The 21,045-nt window shown below is 72.9% G+C and carries 18 protein-coding genes; 7 read left to right on the plus strand and 11 right to left on the minus strand.

Annotated features, from left to right (window positions below; all coding sequences use genetic code 11):
* Window positions 1–29: 29 nt before the first annotated feature.
* Complete coding sequence (gene dapB / locus AC0VYD_RS19095; protein ID WP_475476837.1) at window positions 30–773, minus strand: 4-hydroxy-tetrahydrodipicolinate reductase; 744 nt, start codon at window positions 771–773, stop codon at window positions 30–32.
* 81 nt (window positions 774–854) lie between these two features.
* Here dapB and AC0VYD_RS19100 point away from each other — a divergent pair, with 81 nt between their 5' ends.
* Together AC0VYD_RS19100 and AC0VYD_RS19105 are read left to right on the plus strand one after the other, a co-directional pair.
* A complete protein-coding gene (locus tag AC0VYD_RS19100) occupies window positions 855–1,571 on the plus strand; it encodes a VIT1/CCC1 transporter family protein (protein ID WP_475476838.1) in 717 nt (238 codons plus the stop codon).
* A gap of 220 nt (window positions 1,572–1,791) precedes the next feature.
* Window positions 1,792–2,526, plus strand: coding sequence for a lysostaphin resistance A-like protein (locus tag AC0VYD_RS19105; protein WP_475476839.1), 735 nt, complete (start codon window positions 1,792–1,794; stop codon window positions 2,524–2,526).
* Window positions 2,527–2,563: 37 nt separating this feature from the next.
* Here the strand turns inward: AC0VYD_RS19105 and egtD are convergent, their stop codons facing one another.
* The 10 genes from egtD to AC0VYD_RS19155 form a co-directional block, all read right to left on the minus strand.
* Entirely contained in the window at window positions 2,564–3,535 is a 972-nt protein-coding gene (gene egtD / locus AC0VYD_RS19110) for an L-histidine N(alpha)-methyltransferase (protein ID WP_475476840.1), read from the minus strand.
* Between the two features lie 71 nt (window positions 3,536–3,606).
* Window positions 3,607–4,398 carry an ergothioneine biosynthesis protein EgtC gene (gene egtC, locus AC0VYD_RS19115; protein ID WP_475476841.1) on the minus strand — a complete coding sequence of 264 codons (792 nt, stop codon included), beginning with the start codon at window positions 4,396–4,398 and terminating at the stop codon, window positions 3,607–3,609.
* Entirely contained in the window at window positions 4,398–5,771 is a 1,374-nt protein-coding gene (egtB, locus tag AC0VYD_RS19120; protein ID WP_475476842.1) for an ergothioneine biosynthesis protein EgtB, read from the minus strand. The genes egtC and egtB overlap by 1 nt, the downstream gene beginning before the upstream one ends.
* Window positions 5,768–7,126, minus strand: coding sequence for an ergothioneine biosynthesis glutamate--cysteine ligase EgtA (egtA, locus tag AC0VYD_RS19125; protein ID WP_475476843.1), 1,359 nt, complete (start codon window positions 7,124–7,126; stop codon window positions 5,768–5,770). The genes egtB and egtA overlap by 4 nt, the downstream gene beginning before the upstream one ends.
* Window positions 7,127–7,325: 199 nt before the next feature.
* The gene (locus tag AC0VYD_RS19130; protein ID WP_475476844.1) at window positions 7,326–8,279 is read right to left on the minus strand and encodes an arylamine N-acetyltransferase family protein; all 954 of its coding nucleotides are present in this window, start codon (window positions 8,277–8,279) and stop codon (window positions 7,326–7,328) included.
* Window positions 8,280–8,399: 120 nt separating this feature from the next.
* Complete coding sequence (locus tag AC0VYD_RS19135; protein WP_475476845.1) at window positions 8,400–9,488, minus strand: ABC transporter ATP-binding protein; 1,089 nt, start codon at window positions 9,486–9,488, stop codon at window positions 8,400–8,402.
* Entirely contained in the window at window positions 9,485–10,525 is a 1,041-nt protein-coding gene (locus tag AC0VYD_RS19140; protein WP_475476846.1) for an ABC transporter ATP-binding protein, read from the minus strand. Before AC0VYD_RS19140 ends, AC0VYD_RS19135 begins: the two co-directional genes overlap by 4 nt.
* Entirely contained in the window at window positions 10,522–11,499 is a 978-nt protein-coding gene (locus tag AC0VYD_RS19145; RefSeq protein ID WP_475476847.1) for an ABC transporter permease, read from the minus strand. The genes AC0VYD_RS19140 and AC0VYD_RS19145 overlap by 4 nt, the downstream gene beginning before the upstream one ends.
* Window positions 11,496–12,566, minus strand: a complete 1,071-nt coding sequence (locus AC0VYD_RS19150) for an ABC transporter permease (RefSeq protein ID WP_475476848.1) — start codon at window positions 12,564–12,566, stop codon at window positions 11,496–11,498. Before AC0VYD_RS19150 ends, AC0VYD_RS19145 begins: the two co-directional genes overlap by 4 nt.
* Window positions 12,563–14,413 (minus strand): ABC transporter substrate-binding protein, encoded by a 1,851-nt coding sequence (locus AC0VYD_RS19155; protein WP_475476849.1) that lies wholly within the window; start codon window positions 14,411–14,413, stop codon window positions 12,563–12,565. The genes AC0VYD_RS19150 and AC0VYD_RS19155 overlap by 4 nt, the downstream gene beginning before the upstream one ends.
* A gap of 235 nt (window positions 14,414–14,648) precedes the next feature.
* Here AC0VYD_RS19155 and AC0VYD_RS19160 point away from each other — a divergent pair, with 235 nt between their 5' ends.
* The 5 genes from AC0VYD_RS19160 (at window position 14,649) to AC0VYD_RS19180 (ending at window position 20,855) form a co-directional block, all read left to right on the plus strand.
* Window positions 14,649–15,362: a metal-dependent hydrolase gene (locus tag AC0VYD_RS19160; RefSeq protein WP_475480310.1), complete on the plus strand. Its 714-nt coding sequence runs from the start codon at window positions 14,649–14,651 to the stop codon at window positions 15,360–15,362.
* A 72-nt stretch (window positions 15,363–15,434) separates the two neighbouring features.
* Entirely contained in the window at window positions 15,435–16,094 is a 660-nt protein-coding gene (locus AC0VYD_RS19165; protein ID WP_475476850.1) for an O-methyltransferase, read from the plus strand.
* A 99-nt stretch (window positions 16,095–16,193) separates the two neighbouring features.
* A complete protein-coding gene (locus AC0VYD_RS19170; protein WP_475476851.1) occupies window positions 16,194–17,351 on the plus strand; it encodes an exonuclease SbcCD subunit D in 1,158 nt (385 codons plus the stop codon).
* Window positions 17,351–20,341 (plus strand): AAA family ATPase, encoded by a 2,991-nt coding sequence (locus AC0VYD_RS19175; protein ID WP_475476852.1) that lies wholly within the window; start codon window positions 17,351–17,353, stop codon window positions 20,339–20,341. Before AC0VYD_RS19170 ends, AC0VYD_RS19175 begins: the two co-directional genes overlap by 1 nt.
* Before the next feature lie 85 nt (window positions 20,342–20,426).
* Complete coding sequence (locus tag AC0VYD_RS19180; protein WP_473038621.1) at window positions 20,427–20,855, plus strand: hypothetical protein; 429 nt, start codon at window positions 20,427–20,429, stop codon at window positions 20,853–20,855.
* Window positions 20,856–21,045: the final 190 nt, after the last annotated feature.

The raw sequence follows: 21,045 nt of genomic DNA on the forward strand, positions 1-21,045 counted from the left end.
CCGGACGGTCCCCTGCTGAGCGTGTGGTCCTACTCCAGGCCGAGCAGGGGCTCCAGGCCCAGGGTGAGCGGCTCGGGGAGCTCCGCGGTCCTGCGGATGCCCAGCAGGACCCCGGGCATGAAGGAGGTGCGGTTCATGGAGTCGTGGCGGATCCTGAGCGTCTCGCCGTCGGTGCCGAACACGACCTCCTGGTGGGCGATCAGGCCCTGGATCCGGAGCGCGTGCACCCGGACGCCGTCGACGTCCGCGCCGCGGGCGCCCGGGATCTCCGAGGTGGTGGCGTCGGGCATCGCCCCGGTCCCGGCCTCGCGGCGGGCCCCGGCGACCAGCTCGGCGGTCCGGTAGGCCGTTCCGCTCGGGGCGTCGGCCTTGTTGGGGTGGTGCAGCTCGATGATCTCCGTGGAGTCGAAGTACGGTGCGGCCTTCTGCGCGAAGTGCATCATCAGCACCGCGGCGATACCGAAGTTGGGCGCGATCAGCACCTTGGATCCGGGTTTGGCCGTCTGGAGCGCGCGGACCTCGGCCAGGCGGGCCTCGTCGAAACCGCTCGTCCCCACGACGGCGTGGATCCCGTGGCCGATGAGCCACTCCAGGTTGCCCATCACCACGTCGGGGTGGGTGAAGTCGACGACGTAGTCCGCCCCCAGCACCGCGTCCCGGTCGTCGGCGCTGTCCACGCCCGCGACGAGTTCCATGTCGTCGGCGGCCTGGACCGCTCTGACGACCTCTGACCCCATGCGCCCATCGGCGCCGAAAACTCCTACCTTGAACACGCGTCGAGCGTACCGGAGTCCGGGCGGGTGTTCGGCGTGGTGGGGCTGGGCGACCGAAACCGCGCGTGCGACCCTGGTTCCATGGCACAGGGGCGCCCGGAGGACACCGAACAGTCGCAGAAACGCCTGAGCTCGCTGCTCAACGGGCTCAGAGCCGCGGTGCTGGGCGCCAACGACGGGATCGTCTCGACCGCGGGCCTGGTGGTGGGCGTGGCTGGCGCCACCCCGCACCGGGAGGCGCTGCTGGTAGCGGGGATCGCCGGAACCCTGGCGGGCGCGCTGTCGATGGCCGCTGGCGAGTACGTGTCGGTGAGTACCCAGCGCGACACCGAGCGGGCCGCGATCGCACGCGAACGCAGGGAGCTGACCGAGGACCCGGACGGCGAACTGGAGGAGCTCTCCGGGATGTACCGCGCACGCGGCCTGAGCGAGGAGCTGTCCAGGAGGGTCGCCCGGGAACTCACCGACCACGACGCCCTGCGCGCCCACGTGGAGATCGAGCTGGGCCTGAACCGCTACCGGGTCGACCCGTGGCAGGCCGCCCTCGCCAGCATGTTCTCCTTCCTTCTCGGCGCGCTGGTCCCGCTCTCGGCGATGCTGCTGAGTCCCGACAGCTGGCGTCTGGCGGTGACCGTGGTCGCGGTGCTGGCGGCCACCGGTCTGCTGGGAGCGGTCAGTGCCCGGATGGGCGGCGCCCTGCCGGTGCGGGCGGCCCTGCGGTGCGTGGCGGGCGGTTCCTTCGCGATGCTGGTGACCTACCTGGTGGGTTCCCTGATCGGAGCCGCCGCCGGGCTCTAGCGGTGCTTCGTCGTGCGGGGCCTCCTGCTCCGGTCACCAGTGACGCCACGTCACCGCCCCCTCCGGAGGAACGTCACGGCGCGGTGGTGACGCGGCGCCACTGCCGGACGGGCGCGGCGGCGACTGTACTTGGAGACGTCCCCGCGGACACGACTCCGGGGAACGGCGGACCCGGCCGCGGGACCGCCGAGGAGACCGAGAGCACAGGGAGGACAACACCATGTCCGCAGACCACCCCACCGGCCCGCGGCGTCCGGCCCCGGCCGACGGCGCCTCCCCGACGCGTCCGGGCTGGCCGGAGATCGCGGTCGGGCTGCTGTCCATGACGGCCGCCGTGGCCCTGCTGGTGGTCTTCGGCCTGCTCGGCCTCCCGGACGCGAGCCCCGTGGTGTACGGGCTCGTCGTGGCCGCCTGGTCGGGCGTGGCGGGACTCGTCGGCTTCGCCGCGGCCGCGGCGGTGCGCATCCGCTCGCTCGGTGCCTTCGGTGTCCGTCGCACCACCTGGCGCTGGATGCTCATCGGCGCGGCGTGGGGCGTGGTCGCCCTGGTCGCCAAGGGCGGGCTGATCCTCGCCGTCACCGCCCTGACCGGGTTCGACAGCGACCCCCAGGGCATGTACTACGGGGCGGCGGGCGGAGGCCCGGTGGCCCTGGTCCTGACCGTCCTGTTCCTGTCCGTGCTGACCCCCGTCGGTGAGGAGTTCCTCTTCCGCGGTGTCGTCACCAACGCCCTGCTGCGCTACGGGCCCCTCGTCGGGGTGCTCGGCGGCTCGGCGGTCTTCGCCCTCTTCCACGGCATCAACATCATCCTGCCCGCGGCGTTCGTGGTGGGTGTCGTCGCCGCCGAGGTGATGCGGCGCAGCGGATCGGTCTGGCCCGCGGTGGCCGTGCACGCGGTCAACAACCTCGCCCTTCCACTGCTGGTGCTCTTCACCGGAGCCGCCGGCCCCGGCTGAACCGGGGACGGCCGCCCGAGGGGGACGGCGAACCGGCTCAGCGGGCCGTCGCGAGCGTGAGTGCGAAGTCCCCGGCCGTGTCGGTCCACCAGTGGGTGAGGTCGAACCCGGCCCCGTCGAGTTCGGCGCTCAGCCCCTGCCTGCGGAACTTGGCGGAGACCTCGGTGCGCATCTCCTCCCCCGCCGCGAAGTCCACCTCCAGGTCCAGGTCGGCCACCCGGACGTGCTGGTCCGAGCGGGCGCGCAGCCGCATCTCGATCCACTCCCGGTCGGCGTTCCACACGGCCAGGTGGTCGAAGGCCTCCGGGTCGAAGTCGCCGCCCAACCGGGTGTTGATCACCGAGAGCACGTTGCGGTTGAAGGCGGCGGTCACCCCCTGGGCGTCGTCGTAGGCGGCGACGAGCCGGTCCGGGTCCTTGACCAGGTCGGCGCCGAGCAGGAGGCGGTCACCAGGGTGCAGGACGTCGTGGATGTCGCGGAGGAAGGCCGCACGCGGCCCCGGTTCCTGGTTGCCGATGGTGGAGCCGAGGACGGCGAGGAGCTGGCGGCCGCCCTCGCTGACCGGCAGCAGTCCCAGGTGGTGCTCGAAGTCCCCGACGACCGCGTGGACGTCCAGGCCCGGGTAGTCGTCGGCGACGGGACGGGCGGAGGAGGCGAGGAAGTCGCCGCTGACGTCGACCGGGACGAAGCGGGCGAGGCCGCCGTGGCGGCGCATGGCGTCCAGGAGCAGGCGTGTCTTGACCCCGGCCCCGGAGCCGAGTTCGATGAGGGCTGTCGCGTCGGCCGCGTCGGCGATCTCGTCGGCGCGCAACTCCAGGATGGAGCGTTCGGCCCGGGTCGGGTAGTACTCCGGAAGCCGCGTGATGTCCTCGAACAGTGCGCTGCCGCGTTCGTCGTAGAACCACTTGGGCGGTAGTTGCTTGGGCCGCGCGGTGAGCCCTTCGGCCACGTCGGCGCGCAGGGCCTTGTCGAGTTCGTCGGCGGTCAGGTTGCGGTCGATCCGGAACATGGTGCCTCCTGTCTCCCTTACGGATATACCCGGGGCGGAGCGATGCCAGTGAGGTGCTGCGGGGGACGTCCTCAGCCGATGGGGCGGATGTCGGTGCGTTCACGGGTGGCCACGACCACCGAGTCGTCGGGGATCCGCCGCCAACCCCGGCCGTCGTCGAAGGGTTCGGAGGCCAGCCACACCCCCTCGCCCTCCCCGCGGCTCTCCTCCCTCCGCAGGGTGTACAGGGTGTCCCCCGCGGCCGTCCCGACGAGCACCTCTCCGTCGCTGGCCAGCAGGTTGTACCTGCCCTCGGAGTGCTCCCGGGCGTGTCGGACCACCGCGGCCAGGGCCGCGGCCAGGTCCCCGGAGGACCGCCACAGCCGTACGGTGTGCGCGAACAGGGGCGCGGAGTCCACGGGTGCCCGCGCGTCCAGGGCGCCGGGCGGGAGCGGCGTGCCCAGGGCCGCGGCCAGCGCCTCGTCGTCCTTGGCCGCCCCGTTGTGGCTGAACAGGAGGCGGTCGGCGCGGAAGGGCTGGGCTCCGGACTCCTCCGAGCCGAAACCGACGGTGGCGTCACGGACCGCCGCGACCACGCACCCGGAGGTGATGGCGCGGGCGGCGTCGGCGAAGGAGGCGTCGCCCCAGATGGGCATGGCCCGGCGGTACCGGAGCGGCTCGGGGGGCCGCTCCCCCCCGGTCCGCCGCCACTCGGGCCGTCCCGGCCCCTGCGGGTACCAGCCCGCGCCGAAGCCGTCGGCGTTGACGGTCCCGTACCTCTGCCGGCGGGGCGCCCAGGACTGCACGTGCAGCGAGTGGGGCGCCGCGTACAGCAGGTCGTGGAGCGTGCGCGGCGGCCCCAGGTAGGCGAGGTGGCGGCACATCAGCCGCGGTCCGCGTCGCGTGCGCAGCGGAACCCGCTGAAGATCTGGCGGCGGACCGGGTGGTCCCAGTTGCGGAAGGTGGATCGGACCGCCGTGGGGTGGGTGGCCCAGGAGCCGCCGCGCAGGACCTTGTAACCGTCGTCGAAGAAGACCTCCGAGTACTCGCGGTACGGGAAGGCGGTGAACCCGGGGTAGCCGTCGAAGGTGGTGGAGGTCCACTCCCACACGTCGCCGACCAACTGCCGCACCCCCAGGGGCGAGGCCCCGTCCGGGCGGCTGCCGACCGGATCCGGGCCGAGCCTGCGCTGGCCGAGGTTGGCGTGGCGGCGGTCGGGTTCTCCGTCGCCCCAGGGGAAGCGGAGCGAGCGCCCGCTGGCGGGGTCGAACCGGGCCGCCTTCTCCCACTCGGCCTCGGTGGGCAGCCGTTTTCCGGCCCAGCGGGCGTAGGCCTGTGCCTCGTGGAAGCACACGTGCTGCACGGGTTCGTGCGGCGGCACCTGTTCACTGCGGCCGAACCGGCGCCGGCTCCACCCGCCGTCCTGCTCGGACCAGAAGGCGGGGGCGAGGGCTCCGCGCCGTTCCCGCCACTGCCAGCCGCCGGGCGTCCACCAGCGCGGGTCCCGGTACCCGCCGTCGGCGACGAACTCCATGTAGGCGGCGTTGGTGACCGGGTCGGTGTCGATCCAGTACGCGTCCAACTCGACGGTGTGGCCCGGGCGCTCGTTGTCGTAGGACCAGGGGTCGTCGTCGGTGCCCATGGTGAAGGGGCCCGCCGGGACCAGGACCTCGTCGGCGGCGGGCGGGGCCGGCCGCGCGAAGGCGGGCTCCTCCTCCAGCAGCACGGGGGCGCCGCGGCGCAGCTGGTGGGTGGCGAGCATGGTCTCGTCGTGCATGTGCTCGTGCTGGATCACCATGTGGAACACGAACCCCGAGTCCAGCAGGGAGCGTTCCCCCGGTACTGCCGCGCCCGGTGCGGCACCGGGCGCCCGCCGGGGCGCGGGGACGGCGGAGAGGTCGGCGGAGTCGAGGGCGTCCAGGACCTCGCGGCGCACCCGCTCGTTGTACTCGCGCGCCTCCTCGGGCCGCAGCAGCGGCAGGGAGACCCGGTCGGCCCTGGGGTTCTCGAAGGCGTCGTAGAGGCCGTCGATGTCGGGGCGCAGTGCCTCGCGCCCCCCGGCGGCCCGCAGCAGCCACTGCTCCTCGTAGTTGCCGACGTGCGCCAGGTCCCAGACCAGCGGAGACATCAGCGGAGAGTGCTGGGCGAGCAGGTCCTCCTCGTCCAGGGCGTCCAGGGTCAGACCGTTGCTGCGCCGCCTGCTCCGGTCCAGTTCGGCGGCGATGCGCTCCTTGGCGCGTTCCTGTTCGCGGCTCATGAGGAACCTCCACTGTGTGCGGGGCGGGCACCGGCCCCCTCGTCCGCGGCCGGTTCCGGACCGGTTCCCGGCCGTGCCGGGCGGGGTTCGGGGATCCGCGCCCCGTCCCCGGAGACCTCCTGGGAGCCACCGCCGCGGCCGGTGTCAGGACCGGTGTCGGCGGGGCAGAGGCCGCGCCGGACGTAGCGGTCCGCGTACTCGTCGACGAGGGCCGCCAGCCCGGCCGCCCCCATCCGCGGCAGTGCCTCCACCGCGGCGTCGAAGCAGGTCCGGGCGCAGGCGTCGACCTCGGGGGCGGAGGGGCCCAGACGGGCCGAGTCCAGCCACAGCACGGGTTCGGGGACGGCGCCCCGGCACATCCGCTCGGTGGCCTCCTCCGCGACCGCACGGGCGCGGGGGTCGTCGGTCAGGGCGGCGGCGAGCGCCACCGGGACCGGCCACCAGCGCAGCGGGAGGGCGTCGATCATGCGCAGTTCCCACCAGCCGCGCGGGCGCACGGGCGGGAAGAGCGTGGACAGGTGGAACTCCAGGTCGGCGGCGGTCAGCGGGCGCGGACCCCGGCCACCGGCCCAGTCGGCCAGGCTGATCCCCGGGTCGGCGGTCCACTCGCCCCCGCCGCCGGGGATCCCGGGGACGGCCATCACCCGGGCCGCGAGGGCGTACTCGGCCCAGGCGGTCGCGGGGTCGGCGCGGGTGTGCGGCTCCAGGACGGGTCTGGTCCGGGTGGCGTCGGTGGCCGCCCAGATCGCCCAGCGGGTGGACTTCCAGCCGGTGGGGCGGCCGCGCCAGACCGCGGAGTTGGCGAAGGCGGCCACCAGGACGGGGCCGAGCCGGTGGACGAGTTCCCACCGGGAGCGCACGTCGGCGTCGTCGGCACCGGTGTCCAGGCACACCTGGAGTGAGGCGGTGCTGCACATCATGGTGTGGCCGCTGGGGTGGCGGTGGTTGGCGAAGAATCGCTCCATGGCGGCGTACCGGGGCAGCCGGAGCTGGCGGACGGGGGGCCGCACGGGGTCCAGGGCGGTCTCGGACAGGCGCAGTCCGTCGTCGGCGAGGGTCTTGCGGATGTGGTCCAGGTCCCTGGCCAGAGCCTCGTGGGCCCGTGCGGGGCCCGGCAGTGCGGCGGAGCTGAGCTCGATCTGGCCGCCGGGTTCGAAGGTGATCCGGCTTCCCGCGGGCGGGGGGCCACAGGCCTCCAGCAGTCCCGTGAGGCGGTCGATGGTGACGGGCGCGGTGGGTTGTCCGGGGTCGGTGACGAGCCATTCGGTCTCGGCTCCGACCTTTCCGGGGGGTCCGGTCTTGAAACAGACCCCGTTGATGTACTCGTGAACGTCTTCGGTGGTCATGGGCACCATGGGCTGCTCCCTCGGAGTTACGCCTCCAAGGTCCTGCCCCGAGGTCCACGGCGGTGAACGTGTGTGATCAACCCAAATCCTCGTGTCCGCGTCCGCCGGTCCGGGCGGGCGCACCACCGCCCGGGCGGCACACCCGCTGGCGTCGGTGTTCTCGTCGGCACGCTCCGCACACCCCAGCGAAACGTGACTACGATCACATTCAACCCGCGGACAGGAAGCCCCTGATCCGTTCCTCGACGATCGACTGTTCCTCCTGGTCAAGGGCGATGTCGAACACCTCCCGCAACACCGGCCCCACCTCTCCCAGAGCCAACTCCCGCACCTCACCGGTGCCGTCGACCCGGTCGACGGTCAGGGTCGTGTTGGTCAGCGCGTACCTGGTTCCGCCCGTGGTCCGCGCGGCCATGAGGCGGTTGCCGAAGGGCGAGCGCGGGTGGGTGGCGAGGTAGTGGCTGAAGACGCCGTAGTCCTGTGGCAGGTTGCCCGCGGTGCTGAAGGAGTACAGGTTCTGCCAGCGCCTGCCCTCGAACCCGCGCAGCAGCCACTCCTCGTCGCCGACCTCCGAGACGCGGTCCAGCCGCAGGTTCCAGCCGCCCTGGGACACCTGGTGCCCGTCCGCGAACGGGAACGGCTCCACCAGGCCCCCGCCGCCGAACCCGACGTCGGCCAGCCAGGGCCCGCCCTCCGCCGCCACCCTCAGCAGGGCGTGGGTGGAGGGGCGGGGGCGCCCGTCCCCGCCCATCAGCACGCGGGCGCCGAAGGCGGTCAGGGGGAAGCCGAGCCGGTCCAGGACAGCGGCGAGCAGGAGGTTCTGCTCGTAGCAGTACCCGCCCCTGCGGTGGTGGACCATCTTGTCGGCCAGGGAGGGGACGTCGAGCCGCACGGGGCGCCCCAGGACCAGGTTGAGGTTCTCGAACGGGATCGCCGCCAGGTGGGCGCGGTGCAGGGCCGCAAGGGTGTCCGGGGTGGGCGGCAGCTCACCGGACAGGCCGACACGGGACAGGTAGGCGTCGAGGTCGAGGGCGCCGCCGCACCAGAAGTCGCGGTCGGTGAAGACCCGTTCCGGAGGCGGTGCCTGGGCGGCGGGCGGGGCCGGAACGGGCTCGGGGAGCGGTGTGAAGGACGGTGCGGTGGTGTGTTCGTCGGTCAACATGCCCCTGGCAACGAGGACTACGCCGGGCATGTTCCGGTATGTGCTGTTTCCTCCCGTCCGCAAGTGGCCGGAGGGAACGTGTGTACAGCGGGACTTCCTGGAGACTTACCCGGTCAGGGGTCAGGGAGCGGCCGGACCCTCCGCACGCAGGCGCCCGGTCCCGTCCGCGGCCGCCCAGTGGCAGGCGACCCGGCGCTGCGCGCCGCCGCCCAGGACCGCCGGGTCCACGCTCGCGCAGAGGTCGGCTACCCCGGCCCGTTCGGCCTCGCCGGAGGCCAGGACCGGGCAGCGCGGGTGGAAGCGGCAGCCCGTCGGCACCTGTTTGGGGTCCGGCGGCTCACCGGAGAGCACCACGGGCCCCTCGTCCGCACCCGAGTCGGGCAGCACCGACAACAGCGCCCGCGTGTACGGGTGGGCGGGGGCGGCCAGGACCTCCTCCACGGTTCCCAGCTCCACCACACGGCCCAGATACATCACGGCGACCCGGTCGGCGATGTTCCACGCCAGCCCGAGGTCGTGGGTGGCGACCAGGGCCGACAGGCCCAGCTCGGCGCGCAGCTCCAGCAGCAGCCGCAGGATCTCGCCGCGCACCGAGGCGTCCAGGGACGCCACCGGCTCGTCGGCCACCAGGACCTCGGGCTCCAGGATCAGGGCGCCGGCGATCACCACCCGTTGGCGCTGGCCGCCGGAGAGCTCGTGCGGGTAACGGGCGAAGAACCGTTCGGGCGGGCGCAGGCCGGCCCGGGACAGGGCCCCGGCGACCCGCTCGGACTCGTCGGCCGTGGTGCCCTCGTGGACCCGCAGCCCCTCCACGACCGACTCGTAGACGGTGCGCCGGGGGTTGAGCGAGCCCGTGGGGTCCTGCTGTACCAACTGGACCCTGCGCCGGTAGGAGCGCAGGTCGCGGGAGCGGTAGCCCAGGGCGGACCCCTCGAACACGACCCGGCCGCCGGTGGGGCGCTCCAGGCCGAGCAGAGTCCGGGCCAGGGTGGTCTTCCCGCAGCCGGACTCCCCGACCAGGGCCACGATCTCCCCGGCCGCCACGTCCAGGTTGACCCCGTCCACCGCGCGGGCGGTGCCGCGGCCCCCACCCGGGGCGAACCCGGTGGTGAAGGCCACCTCGACCGCCTCGGCCCGCAGAGTCGGCTCGGCGACCCCCTCGGTACCGGGGTCGGAGAAGGGCTGACGCGAGTCGGTGTCGGCGCTCAACGGCTCGTCTCCTCTTCTTCCTCTGCCCTGCCCTGTTCCGGACCGCCGGGCCCGCCGCCCGGCCCCACGTGCACACAGGCGGCGTGCCGGGCGGAGCGCCCGCCGCGGTCGGGCCGGACCGGCCACAGGGGCGGGTCGACCGTGGCGCACACCGTCTCGGCGACGGCGCAGCGCGGCCTGAACACACAGCCCGAGGGCGGATCGGCCGGGTCCGGCGGATCACCGGGCAGCCCCCGGGGCGCCAGGCGCGAGGCCGGGTCGCCGATCCTGGGGAAGGCGGCGCTGAGCGCGCTCGCGTAGGGGTGCGCCGGTTCGTGCACGACCTCCCGGGCGGGCCCCTGCTCCACGATCCGGCCCGCGTACATGACCGCGACCCGGTCACAGGTGGCGGCCAGGACGGACAGGTCGTGGCTGATCATCAGCATGCCGATTCCGCTCTCGTCGACCAGCCGTTCCAGCAGGGCGAGGATCTGGGCCTGGATCATGACGTCCAGGGCGGTGGTCGCCTCGTCCGCGATGATCAGCCGCGGCTCACAGGCCAGCGCCATCGCGATCATCACCCGCTGCCGCTGGCCCCCGGACAGCTGGTGGGGGTAGTCGCGGCGCCGGGAGGCGGGCAGCCCCACCTGTTCGAGGAGTTCGGCCACGCGGGCCCCGGCCCCGTCCGGCTTCACGAGTCGGTGGACGAGGAGGGGTTCGGCGATCTGCTCGCCGATCCGCTGCACCGGGTTGAGCGAGTGCATGGCGCCCTGGAACACCACCGAGGCGCCCGCCCAGCGGACGGCGCGCAGGCGGCCCCACCTCATCCGGAGGACGTCCTCGCCCTCCAGCAGGATCTCGCCGGTGATCCGCGTGCCGGCGGGGAGCAGGCGCAGGAGTGCCAGGGCGACGGTGGACTTTCCGCTGCCGGACTCCCCCGCGATCCCGAGGGTGTCTCCGGGGTCCAGGGACAGGTGCACCCCGCGCACGGCGGTGACGTCGCCACCGCCGCCGGAGTAGGTGACGTGCAGGTCTCGGACGTCGAGAAGGCTGGTCAACTCTGCCCCCGGAGCCGTGGGTTGATGACGGACTCGACCGCGCGTCCGCACAGGGTGAAGGACAGCGCGACCACGGCGATCGCCAGGCCGGGCGGGATCATGTACCACCAGATACCCGCGCTGATCGCCCCTGCGGTGCGGGCGGATTCGAGGATGCCGCCCCAGGAGATGGTGGTGGGGTCTCCCATGCCGAGGAACGCCAGGGTGGACTCGGCGATGATGGAGGTGGCCACCAGCAGCGTGGTCTGGGCGAGCACGACCGGCATCACGTTGGGCAGGACGTGCCAGCCCATGACGTGCGTGTGGCCGCCGCCGAGGGCTCGGGCCCGCTCCACGTAGGGCCGGGCCTCCACGGCCAGGGTCTGGGCGCGTACCAGGCGTGCGGTGGGCGGCCAGACGGTGAGTCCGATGGCGATGACGATGGTTCCGGTGCCGCGCGGCAGGACGGCGGCCAGGGCCACGGCCAGGACCAGGGTGGGCAGGACCAGGAACCAGTCGGTGACGCGCATGAGCACCGTCGACACGATCCGGCCCCCGAGGCCTCCGGAGGAGCCGAAGTGTCCGGCGGTGACGCCGACCAGGGTCCCCAGGGTCACCGACACGAACGTGGCCAGCAGGCCGACGGTCAGCGACACCCGCGCGCCCCAGACGATCAGGTCCAGGACCGAACGGCCGAAGTTGTCGGTTCCCAGGGGGTACTCCCGGCTGGGCGGCTGGTAGGAGTCACCGGGCGCACCGGTCACGGTCAGGTGGGCCTGGTCGACGAACAGCGGCGCGGCCAGGGCGAGTACACCGATGGTGAGCAGCGAGGCCAGGCCGAAGAGCCCGGCCCGGTTGCGGGCGTACTCGCGGGCGAACCGGCCCAGGGCCTCGCGGCGCCGCCTGCGGGCCAGTGCTCGGGGGGTGACCGCCGGGGTCGGCGCGCGGCCCTCGGCCCCGGGTCCGGTGGGGGTGGGTCCGGTGGGGGCGCTCATGGGCGCACCCGGGGGTCGAGCAGGGGGTACACCAGGTCGGCCAGGAGGTTCATCAGGATCACCGAGGCCGCGAAGACCACGAACAGGCCCTGGACGAGGCCCAGGTCGGGTACGCGCAGGCCGGAGTAGAAGAGTTGGCCGAGGCCGGGCCAGGAGAACACGGTCTCCACGAGGATGACCCCGGACACGACCTGCCCCAGGTTGAGGAAGACGAGCGTCACGGTGGGCAGCAGGGCGTTGGGGACGGCGTGCCTGCGGCGCACGAGGGCGTCGCGCAGCCCCTTGGCGCGCGCCGTGGTCAGGTAGTCGGCGCCCTTCTCGTCCATCAGCGAGGAGCGCATGATCATCAGGTACTGGGCGTAGATGACCGCCACCATGGTGGTCACCGGCAGCACCATGTGCCGGGCGGTGCTCAGGGCGGTCTCCAGCGGCCCGCTGACACCGGGGTCGACCATGCCGCCGGTGGGGAACAGGTTGGGCATGAAGCCGCGCCCGGAGGCGAGCAGCACGATCAGCAGCAGCCCGAGCCAGAACGTGGGTACCGACCAGAAGAACAGCGCCACCCCGGTGTTGACCCGGTCCCCGCGTCCTCCCGGCCGCCACCCGGCACGGGCGCCGAGGAGCAGGCCCAGGAGTGCGGCGACGACCGTCCCGGTCCCGGCGAGCAGGACGGTCGGACCCAGGCGTTCGAGGATGAGGTCGACGACGGGCTCCCGGTACTGGAAGGAGACCCCCAGGTCGAAGCGGAGGAGTCCGCCGGCGTAGTCGAGGAACTGCTGCCACAGCGGCTGGTCGAGGCCGAACTGGCGGCTCAGCTCCTCGCGCTGTTGCGCGGTGACCTCGCGCCCCTCGGTCATGGCCCGGACGGGGTCGCCGGGCAGGATCCGGAACAGGAAGAACCCGGCGACGATCACGGCGAACAGGGAGACCAGAGCGGTGGTCAGGCGGCCGAGCACGTAGGCGGCCACCCGAGCCGCCCGGCCCGGCCCGGCGGGGGCCTCCGGGACGGGGACGGCCGGCGCCCCCGCCCCGGAGGCCCCGTCCGCCTCACGGGGCGTGGTGCTCACTCGCGGTCCTCCACGGTGGAGCGTCGTCGGACGAGCACGAAGGCCCCCGCGGCCAGCAGGAGGAGCGCACCGGCGCCGACCCCGAGGAGCACGCCGCCGGACACACCGGTTCCTCCGGCGCCGCCCGCCCCGGAGAGGGCCGCCTCCGCGGGTTCGGCCGACCACCAGGCCCAGTAGCCGTCCTGGCCCCAGATGTTGCCGCCCTCGGCGGGCTCCAACTGGATGTCGGCGATGTGGTCGGTCCGGTAGGCCTCCATGATGTTCGGGTAGGTCAGGACGTTGACCACGGCCTCCCGGTAGAGGACCTCCTGGAGCTGGTGGACGATCTCGGCGCGGGCCCGGCGGTCGTACTCTGCCAACTGGGCCTCGTACAGCTCGTCGTACTCCTCGTCGCAGAAGTAGGCGTCGCCCTGCATGGTGCCCGGCTCGTCGGGCAGCGCGCCGCAGGTGTGGATGCTGAACACGTAGTCGGGGTCGGGGTTGACCGTCCATCCGGTGAAGATGAGGTCGTACTCGGCGTCGTAGAGGGCGTCGCTGAGGATGCCGGGGTCGACGGTCCGGTTGTCGATCTCGATGCCGATGTCGGCGAGGCGTTCGGCGATCACCAGCCCGGCCTGGACGTTGTCGGGCCGGTCCGCGTGGACGTGCATGCGCAGCTCGAGGCGGTCGCCGTCGGGTGAGACGCGCACGCCGTCGTCGCCCCTGGCGTAGCCCGCGTCGTCGAGCATCTCGTTGGCGGCCCCGGGGTCGAAGTCGAGGAAGGCCTCGTCGCCCTCGGGGGCCCAGTGGAAGTCCGTGTAGCGCGGCGGGATGTAGCCGCCAGCGGCGACGGCCTGGCCGTTGGAGCCCTGCTGGGCGATCTCCTCGTTGTAGATGCCCATGACGATGGCCTGGCGCAGGGTCAGGTCGCTCAGCGCGGGGTGCCCGTCACCGAACTCCTCACCGTCCCGGGTCACGGCCCCGGGGTTGATGGTGAAGGCCTGGAAGCGCTTGCCGTCGGCGATGTTGACGGCGATGTCGTCAACGGTCTCCAGGGATGTGACCTGGGCGTCGGTGAGTTCGTAGACGAAGGAGACCTCTCCGCTGCGGAGCGCCTCCACGGCGGCGTCCTTCTCCGAGTAGTAGCGGAAGTAGAGCTCGTCGAAACCGGGAGCCCCCCGCCAGTGGTCGGGGTTGGCCTCCAGTCGGATGTGCTCGCCCCGCGAGTGCTCGGTGAGGACGAAGGGACCGCTGCCCACCGTGGGGAGGTCGTCCGCGGTGTAGTCGGAGAAGGCGTCGCCCTCCGCCTCGATGATCGGCTCCCACACGTGCCGGGGGACGATCGGGACCCGTAGGGACTCCATGGTGGCCTGGGGCTCGTCCAGCTCGATGACGACGGTCGCCTCGTCCTGCGCCGTGACGGTCTCGAACCCGGCGACGTAGTTGCCGTTGGCGACCGCCGCGGCCTCGTTCTCCATCATGGTGTCGAACGTCCAGGCGACGTCCTCGGCGGTGAGCTGCTCGCCGTCGGTGAAGTAGGCGTCGTCACGGAGGTTGAACGTCCAGGTCAACCCGTCCTCGGAGGTCTCCCAGCTCTCCGCGAGCGAGGGTTCCGGTTCGTTGGTCTGCGGGTTCACCGTGGTGAGGCTGTCGTAGACGTGCCGGAGGATGTTCGTGGTGACGGCGAGCTGGGCCGTGAAGGGGTTGAAGGAGTCGACCTGCTGGGCGACCGCGACGGTCAGGGTGCTGCGGTCGGCCTGGTCCGCGGCGGCCGGGGCCGCCGGGAGGGTGCCGAGGAGGAGAAGTGCGCCGCCGGAGGCCGCTGTCCGTCGGAGGAGGGTGCCGGTGGGAGGGTGGTCGGTCTGCATGACGGCCCCTGTCGGGTTTCGTGGGGTGGTGGCCTTGCCACCCGGGGGTTGTTGGTTGTCTACCAACTCGCCGCGACAAGCGTCAATGATCTTCGGGGTGAGGCGCGGCATCGCAACACATTCGACTCCTGGCCTGGGAAAACTGTTGTTTCGTGGGGTTTTTGTGGCTTTTGTTCCCCGACCGAAACCGCTCCCGGATTCGCTGCGAATGACGGACTCCGCTACGGTTCCCGCCATGATGGGGCACTCGCACGCACTCAGTGGCGTGGTCGGTTGGATGGCGGTCGTACCGTTCGTCCAGGGCAAGGAATTCCTCGGACTCAGCTTCGATCTGGGTCCGGGAGAGATCATCGCCGGTTCGCTGGTCTGCGCGGGCGCCGCCCTGCTGCCCGACGTGGACCACAAGAGCGCGACGGTGACCAAGACCTACGGCAAGGCCACCGAGATCCTCAGCGACATCCTCAGCTGGGCCTTCGGCGGGCACCGGATGGGGACGCACTCCTTCTTCTTCGCCGTCCTGATGGGCGCCCTGGTCCAGGCGCTGGCCCTGTGGTCGGAGCTGGCCGTGCAGATCTTCGTGTTCCTGCTGGTCGGTATCGCACTCCAGGGCCTGGGTTTCGGCATGGACAAGAACCGGACGGCCTCGGGGATCATCAACGCCCTGGGAACCGCGGCGATCACCCTCACCCTCTACTCCGTCGGCGTGAGCTACACCTGGCTGGGCCTGGCGGTCGCCTTCGGTGTCGTCCTGCACTTCTTCGGCGACATGATCACCAAGATGGGCGTGCCGATCTTCTGGCCGTTCTGGAAGAAGCGCATCGGCCAGAACCAGGGTTTCGCCACCGACGGCCCGGTCGAGCAGAAGGTCGTCACGCCCCTGCTCACCATCGGCGTCATCATCGGTTCGATCTACCTCTTCGACTGGCCCACCCTGCTCCCCGAGCACTAGCACGCACGGCGGGGCGCCCGTCCGGGTGAGCCGCCTGGCCCGGGGCGGCGGCCGCTGTCTAGGCTGGCTCGGGTGACACGAACAACAGAGGGCATCAGCCCGCAACTGCACGCCTACATCGTCGACCACAGCCTGCCCGTGGACCCGGTCCTGGCGGACCTCGCGGAGGAGACCGCACGCCTGTTCCCCGACCACCGGGGGATGCAGATCGGACCGGAACAGGGAGCGTTCACCACCCTGCTCACCCAGTTGTCCGGCGCCCGCGACGCGGTGGAGATCGGCACCTTCACCGGGTACTCCGCCATCTGCTTCGCCCGCGGGCTGCCCGAGGACGGCACCCTCCTGGCGCTGGACATCAGCGAGGAGTGGACCTCGGTGGCCCGGCGGTACTGGGAGCGGGCCGGGGTCGCGGACAGGATCACGCTGCGGATCGGCCCGGCCCTGGACTCACTGCGCGCCCTGCCCGAGGAGCCCCAGTTCGACCTGGCCTTCCTCGACGCGGACAAGACCGGCTACCTCGGCTACTGGGAGGAACTGGTGCCCCGGATGCGGCCCGGCGGGCTGCTGCTGGCCGACAACACCCTCTCCCACGGCCGTGTGGTGGACCCCGAGGAGGACTCCCCGTCCGTGCAGGGCATCCGGGACTTCAACGACCGCCTCGTCGCCGACGACCGCGTCACCCAGGTCCTGCTGCCGATCGGTGACGGACTCACCCTGGCCCGCAGGCTCTGACCCGCGCCCGCCCCGGGTACCCGGGCCCCGGGGCGGGTCCGGTGTGAGTTGTCCACAGGTTCACCGTTAGCCCCGGCGGGGACACGGCGGTCTTCGGTAATGTCCAGTCCCATGCGCCTGCTGCACACATCGGACTGGCACCTGGGCCGTTCCTTCCACCGGGAGAACCTCATCGACGCCCAGGCCGAGTTCCTCGACCACCTCGTCGACACCATCCACACCGAACGGATCGACGTGGTGGTGGTCGCCGGGGACCTCTACGACCGCGCCCTGCCGCCGGTCGACGCGGTGCGCCTGTTCGACCGTGCGCTCGGCCGGATCCGGGCCACCGGCGCCCGGGCGGTCCTGATCAGCGGAAACCACGACTCCATGGCCCGGATGTCCTTCGCCACCGGCCTCATCGACGCCTCCGGGGTACACCTGCGCAGCTCCCTGGACGGGATCGGCAGCCCCGTGGTCATCGACGACGAGCACGGCCCGGTGGCCTTCTACGGCATCCCCTACCTGGAACCCGAGATCGCCCGCCACCACTGGGGCCTGGCCGAACGGGGCCACCCCGCGGCTGTCGGGCACGCCATGGACCTGGTCCGGGCCGACCTGGCCCAGCGCCCGGACACCCGGTCCGTGGTGCTCTCCCACGCCTTCGTCACCGGCGGAGAGGCCTCCGACAGCGAACGCGACATCTCCGTGGGCGGCGCCTCCCACGTGCCCGCCTCGGTCTACGACGGCGTGGACTACGTGGCCCTGGGACACCTGCACGGACGCCAGACCATCACGCCCACGGTGCGCTACCCGGGCAGCCCGCTGGCCTACTCCTTCTCCGAGGAGCACCACCGCAAGGGCTACTGGGTGGTGGATCTGGACGCCGACGGGTTCGCCGGCGCCGAGTTCGCCGACGCGCCCGTCCCCCGACCGCTCGCCCGGATCCGGGGCCGGATCGACCAGCTCCTCACCGGCCCGGAGTGGGCGCGCTACACGGGCCACTGGCTCCAGGTCACCCTCACCGACCCGCGCCGCCCGGCCCAGCCCATGGATCGGCTGCGCGAACGCTTCCCGCACACCCTGATGCTGGAGTTCGACCCGCAGGGCGGAGAACCCGACCGGCGGCCGGTCACCGCAGCGATCGCCGAACGCCCCGAACGCGAGGTGGTCGCCGACTTCGTCGAGTGGGCGCGGGGCACCGCCGCCACCCCCGCCGAGCGTGAGCTGATGGACCGTGCGGTCGAAGAGGTACGCGTCCAGGAAGGGACACGCTGATGCGTCTGCACACCCTCACCATGACGGCCCTGGGGCCCTTCGCCGGGACCGAGACGGTCGACTTCGACCGGCTCGGCGCGGGCGGGCTCTTCCTGATCCACGGCCCCACCGGTGCCGGTAAGACCTCCGTGCTGGACGCGGTCTGCTTCGCGCTGTACGGTGACGTGCCCGGAGCGCGCGGCAAGGACCGCTCGCCCAGGAGCGACCACGCGCCGCCCGGGCTCAAACCCGAGGTGACGCTGGAGTTCACCGTCCAGGGCCGCCGCGTCCGGATCGAACGCAACCCGCGCTGGGAACGCCCCAAGAAGCGCGGATCCGGGACGGTCACCGAGAACCAGAAGGTACGCGTCTACGACTGGCGGGAGGACCGCTGGGAAGGGGTGACCACCCGCCCGGACGAGGCCGGGCAGTTCGTCGGCGACCTCCTCGGGCTCACCCTCACCCAGTTCTGTCAGATCGTCATGCTGCCCCAGGGGGACTTCGCCCGGTTCCTGCGGGCCAAGTCCGACGACCGTCGCAAGTCCCTGGAGCGGATCTTCAACACCCGGGTCTTCCGGGACGTGGAGGAGTGGTTCGGCGGACACGCCAGGAAACTGGAGCGCGAGGTGCGCGCCGCCGACGAGCGGGTGCGCGCCGTCGCCGGGCGTATCGCGGAGGTCAGCCGGACCACCGCCCCGGAGGCCCCCGAAGAACTCACCGCCTGGGCCGCCGAACTGGCCTCGGTGTTCACCGCCACCGCCGGCGACGCCGAGGCGGTGACCGCGGGGTTCACCGGCGCCCGCGACCGTGCCCGGGAGGCCCTCACCGCCGGACGCGAGCTGCGGAGCCGCCAGGAACGTCTGGCCGCCGCCCGGGAACGCCACACACTGATGACGGGGGACCGCCAGTGGCGGGCCGGGATCAACGAGCAGCTGGCCGCCGCGGAGCGGGCCGACCCCGTACTGCCGTTCCTGCGCGCCCGCGACCACCGCCGCACCGAGCTGGACAAGGCCGAGCTGGCCGTCACCGACCGGCTGTCCCTGGTGGGCGACCTGCCCGACGTCGGCGCCACCGCCCTGAGCGGGCCCGGTTCCCCCGCGGCACTGCGCTCGGTCGAACGGTCCCGTCGCGACGAACTCGCCCGGCTGGACCTGCTGCGCGGTGACGCCGAGCGCCGCCGCGCCCTGCACCGGGAACTGGGCGGGTGGGACCGGCGGATCGCCTCGGTGCGTGCCGAGGCCGTCCGGGCGCGCGAACGCGTGGGCGCCCTGCCGGCCCGGGTGGAGAAGGTCACCGGGGAACTGCGCCGGGTACGCGAGCAGGCCGGGCTGGCCGACGCCGCCGGGGCCGCCCTGGAGCTGGCCAGGCGACGGCACGGCGCGGCCGTGGAGCACGAACGGCTCGGCAGCGAGCTGGAGCGGGCCGAGGAGGGTCGGCGGCGGGCGGTCGACACCGCCCAGGCCGCCCGGGACCGGGCCCAGGAGTTGTGGGGGCGCCGGATCAGGCAGATGGCGGCCGAGCTCGCCGGCGAACTGGTCGACGGGGAGCCCTGCGCGGTGTGCGGGGCCGCCGAGCACCCCTCCCCCGCCCGGCCCAGTGCGGAGGGCCTGGTCACGGACGAGGAGGAACAGGCCGCCCGGAGTGCCGAGGAGAGCACTGCCGCGCGACGCACCGAGGCGGAGAACTTCCTGGAGAAGCTACGGGGACGGCACACGGCCGCCGCGGAGCGCGCCGAGGGCCGCACGGTGTCCGCCGCGGCCGCGGAGGTGGACGCCCGCGAGCGCGAACTCGCCGAGGCGCGCGCCGCCGCCCGGGAGGCGCCCCGGTTGGAGGAGGAGTTGGCCCAGGTCACCGGGGATCTGGAACGGGCACGGAACCAGGAGGGGGAGCTGGCGCGCGAGGAGAGCGAGTTGGCCGCCCGCCGGGACGAGGGTGCCAAGGAGCACCGGCGGCTGACCGAACTGCTGGACCAGGCCCGGGGCCGGGACGCCGGGCTGGACGAGCGCATCGCCCGACTGCGCGGGGAGGCCGAGGAGCTGCTCGGGGCTGCGGAGGCGGTCGACCAGCGCGACCGGGCCGCCGATGAGCTGCGCACCGCCGCCGCCGAGGTGGAACGGCAGTTGGCCGAGGCGCGTTTCGCGGACGAGGCCGAGGTGGTCGGGGCGTACCTGGACGAGCGCGACCGCCGCGCCAGACGGGACCGGGCCCGGGAGTTCGACGACGGGCTGGCCGCGGTCGAGGCGCAGCTGGCCGACCCCGAACTGGTGGCGGCCGGGGCCGAACCGGCCCCGGACCTGGCGGCTCTGGAGGCCGCGGTGGAGGAGGCCACGGGGTTCGCGGACCGTGCGGTGGCCTGGCAGGGCCTGCTCGCCGAGCGGGCCCGGCGGCTCGCGGCGCTGCGCGACGACCTCGGCGAACAGTTGTCGGGTTCGGAACCGGTGCTGCGCCGTTACGCGGTGGCGCAGGGTCTGAGCGCCCTCGCGGCGGGAACTTCCGCGGACAACACCGACAGCGTGCGGTTGTCCGCCTACGTGCTGGCGGCCCGACTGGAGCAGGTGGTGGAGGCGGCCAACCAGCGGCTGCTGACGATGTCGGACGGCCGGTACGAGCTGCGGTACACGGTGGACAAGGCCGCCGGGGACGGCAGGGCCCGTTCCGCCGGCGGGCTCGGGATGCGGGTGCTGGACGCCTGGACGGGTGCGGAACGCGACCCGGCCACCCTGTCGGGCGGGGAGACCTTCTTCAGTTCGCTGGCCCTGGCCCTGGGCCTGGGCGACGTCGCCACCGCCGAGGCGGGCGGCACCGAGATCGACACCCTGTTCGTGGACGAGGGTTTCGGGACGCTGGACGAGGACACCCTGGAGGAGGTCCTGGACGTGCTGGACCGGCTTCGGGACGGCGGACGAGCGGTCGGTGTGGTCAGTCACGTCGCCGACCTGCGCCAACGTGTGACCACACGGCTCCAGGTGGTCAAGGACTCCGGCGGCTCCCGGGTGAGGCACCACGGCTGACCGCGGCCGCGGGCCGCACTCCGGGGCCCGGTTCCGAAAACGCCAAGGACACCCCGGATTGGCGCACCGGCGGGGCGGTGCGACAATGACCAGCGTGAATTCGCTGGTCAACATCGCCGTGTTCGGAATCGGGGGCGCCATCATGGTGGCGGCCCTCATCGGTCTACTCCTCGTGGTCTCCGGGAGTGCCCGTGGGAGCTCGCCCCGGCTGCTCACCGCCTTCGGTGGCGCCTCGGTGGTGCTGTTGGTGGTGCTCCCGGCCCTGTCCGCGCTGAACGTGATGGCCGGCGGCGGCGGTTTCTGGGCGGGTCTGGTCAACGCGACCGTGGTGGCCGCCCTCATGTACGCCGTCAACGTCGCCCTGCTGCCGGTCCTGGCCCGGCGCCAGGCCATGGTGAGCGGGCGGCCCGGCCTGACCGACCTCAGGCCCTCGGCCTCGGTTCTGCTCGGCGGACTGGTCGTCTGCCTCGGTGTGGGACTGCTCGTGACGGGTGTGATGGCGTTCGTCGTCTGATCCCGCCCCTGCCCCCGTGACCGCTTCCGGCCCCGGATGCCGGGACGCCCGAGCACTCTCGGCGGTTTCGTCCCGGGCCCTGCCCGGTCGGCGGTCGCGCAGGCGGCCGCCAACAGTGATCCGGAGCTCCACCTCGGCGGACGGCCCCGCCGCAGGACGGCGGCAGGGGGTGCCCGGCCGGGCACCCCCT

Source organism: Nocardiopsis sp. iso_40 (assembly GCF_056173285.1).